This is a genomic window from Radiobacillus sp. PE A8.2, from assembly GCF_045635475.1.
Lineage (GTDB): Bacteria > Bacillota > Bacilli > Bacillales > Amphibacillaceae > JBJGXI01.
In genome coordinates, this window is the sequence record NZ_JBJGXI010000096.1 from 1 (window position 1) to 2,867 (window position 2,867).

A 2,867-nucleotide genomic window follows, 5' to 3' on the forward strand; every position below is an offset into this window, starting at 1 on the left:
TTCTGTTTTTTTCTCCATTTCTAAAGCAACATTTACCCAATAATGAGAGGTGATTCCTTTCTCAACATACGTATCAAAAAATATATCTGAATTCATCTTGCCCTCAACTAAAACACCTTCAACATTATTGGCAATTGCTTGCAGCCATATGTCATTCATTTTTTTGATGATCTCGATTTTTTCTAGTTCCTTGTCTTTAATAGAGTAGGATTCTGATTTGGAGAGTTCAATTGGAAATTGAGTTGTTTTATTTGCGACATAAATCCCTTGTCTTTCTGCAATATCCCAAATGAGTCCTTTAAAGTAATAAGCAATATCACTAGCTTTATTTGCTGGAATGTTATCTAGATCTTGATCAGATCGATTAAATTGCGAAACTAAGTTTTTATGTTCTTGTGCTATGTTTACAATTGAATAATTATTGTGAAAAAGCGTTTCTACTTGTTCTTGGGATAGGGAACTTGAGTTTAACAGTTCATCATATATGGTTTGATTGACTCGGATCGCACTTGTAAGTCTGGAAACGTCATTTGCGATCTGCATAGACAAATAGCTCTCATATCTTTGATTTTCTAAATATTGTCTAACTCCAAAAATACTAATAACAATAATGATAACTGCTACTATCGCATAAATAATTCGTGGCTTCATTATTAACCTCCACATAAAAATTCTATATAGCACTCTTAGCCGTTCTTCTATGCCTTTACTGTGCAAGTGAATAAACTCGCAATTCTGTAAACCTTCATACTAAAAGCATACCAGAAAATAACGATTCGATGTTCTTGTTTTTCATAATTTTTACAATTGTTATTGTGTAGTATTCGACTACGATTATTTACAAGAGTAAATTCGAACTCACAAATGTAAGATGTTATATCAATGATAAGAAAAACCCAAAGTTACACCCCTAACTTCCAAATGTATACAGCTTCAGTTATTGGAAATAATATTCCAAACGCACGATAACCGCATGGAAGTAGTGATAATGTTGGGCTTACTATATGCTGCCTTTTATATTGCGATCGCCCTAAAATGGGGGGATATAAAGGGATGGAAGAAGTATTATTCAACGATTTTGTTTTTTATTTTAGGTGATATGCTTTACCAGTGGCTATTTACAGATTTTTATCCAATGTGGAGATTTTCTCCTTATGGAATCGATGTTGAACTTGGTGTTACGAATACCTTTATTGCCTTGTCGATTATGTTGATTAAATATCCGGCAATCATTCTTGTTTATCTACATAAATTTCCGACCCAACTAAAATCGCAAATTATATATATTTTACTTTGGACACTGTTAATATCAATAAATGAGTTACTTACGTTAAGCGCTGGCGGCATCATCTATTATAATGGATGGTCCTACGCGTGGTCGGTTCTATTTGCACTCGTGATGTTTATTATATTGCGTGTCCACTTTCTAAAGCCTCTACTAGGGATCGGATTGAGTTTCGTTTTCATAGTGTTTCTATGGATCATTTTTGATGTGCCTAATGATGTTGTTTTTCGGTGAGGGACAAACCTTCATGGAAGAGATCCGAAGTGATAACCGTGCATTGCTAACTACGGAAACATATGACCACTATTTATAGCACGTAAAAGACGATTTTCCTTCACATCATCCCTGATTCGAGAGAGTAATTCTCGCCTGTTTGGGTTACCTTTATTATAATGAAGGGAATTTTAACCATAAAGTACTGTTCATGTGAATTGATAAGTACACCTTCACGACTAATAAAAGGATTAATCATTGCTAATACTATAATACAAAAATTATTTCTTAGTATAGAAAGGATGTAGGACTATTCCGAACTATATCCCCTTCATTGCACTTATCATTATTAGTATTATAGTGTTCACTTTCTCATGGCGCAAAGAATCTAACAAGAAAGTAGTTCCATTCTTCTTCTGCATATCCGGTTCAATCTTTTTATTCGAGTATGTGATTTTCGTTTTATTCGAAAGTTATCAGTACTATCCTGAAATATTCAATAATGATTACTTCGATAGTGTTCTCGGATCTAATATTTCAAATGGATTTATTGTCCCGGCAGTCGCCATTTTCATTGCCGTATTTAACCTAGGATTTTGGTGGATCATTCTCATAATCATTGGTTTTGTTGGAATAGAAGAGTTGTTTTTGTATCTAGGTGTGTATCATCATTTTTGGTGGAAAACCATCTATACAAGTATTGGCCTACTTATAAATTTCCATCTAGGAAAATGGTTGTGGCATTTGATACGCTACCATTTAAATCGGTTCACACTGCGAATATTCATACTTTATTTCGTTAACTTAGCCATGCAGGGCACTATAATGTTTTACTTAGTTGCCATTTTTCATCTGTTATTTTTCCATGTCACTTGGTATGACGACCTTTCAAGAGGTCATATTGCTTTTGTCACTTTGTATTTTTTTATTGACTCGATATTTTTTAGTTTATTAGTTGTTTCAAGGACTAATTGGTTTTTGCGAGCCTTATTCATTTTTGGCTTAACCTGTGTAAATTTATTTCTTCATAAAATAGGAATACTTGAAGTTGCTAGCATCTGGGTGTTAGCTTTATTAACGCTCATTCAAATAGGTGAATTGTACTTGCTCATCTATATGCGAAACCTTTTGTTCAAGGAGCGAATGTCTAGGTAAATTTAAAAAAGCCTATTTACTTTTTCGCTGAAATTAGTAAGAACATAGGTCTGCGCAACTCATCTTTCATTTCAGGCAAACTTGCTAACATCTCCTTAGAGGGAAATGGCTCCTTGACTGTCTTAATATGAAAGCCAGCACTAATTAAATCATTAATATAAGTAGAAAATGTGCGGTGGTATTTTATCACATTTTCAGTTAGGAAAGCTGTTTC

2 protein-coding genes and 1 pseudogene are annotated in these 2,867 nt (G+C 33.6%); 1 reads left to right on the forward strand and 2 read right to left on the reverse strand.

Annotation, left to right across the window (positions count from 1 at the left end):
- A partial coding sequence (locus ACI6MV_RS24775) for a hypothetical protein (RefSeq protein ID WP_407272982.1) occupies window positions 1-651 on the reverse strand: 651 nt, incomplete at its 3' end.
- Window positions 652-973: 322 nt separating this feature from the next.
- On the opposite strand from ACI6MV_RS24775, the gene ACI6MV_RS24780 reads away from it, so the two are divergent.
- Complete coding sequence (locus tag ACI6MV_RS24780; RefSeq protein ID WP_407272983.1) at window positions 974-1,519, forward strand: CBO0543 family protein; 546 nt, start codon at window positions 974-976, stop codon at window positions 1,517-1,519.
- A gap of 1,150 nt (window positions 1,520-2,669) precedes the next feature.
- On the opposite strand, the pseudogene ACI6MV_RS24785 reads toward ACI6MV_RS24780, so the two are convergent.
- Window positions 2,670-2,867 (reverse strand): annotated as a pseudogene (locus ACI6MV_RS24785) (class I SAM-dependent methyltransferase); the annotation flags it as partial.

Bases quoted from the DNA above. Each gene is read 5' to 3' on its own strand.
- ACI6MV_RS24780 (WP_407272983.1), top strand. From the start codon at position 974: ATGGAAGTAGTGATAATGTTGGGCTTACTATATGCTGCCTTTTATATT.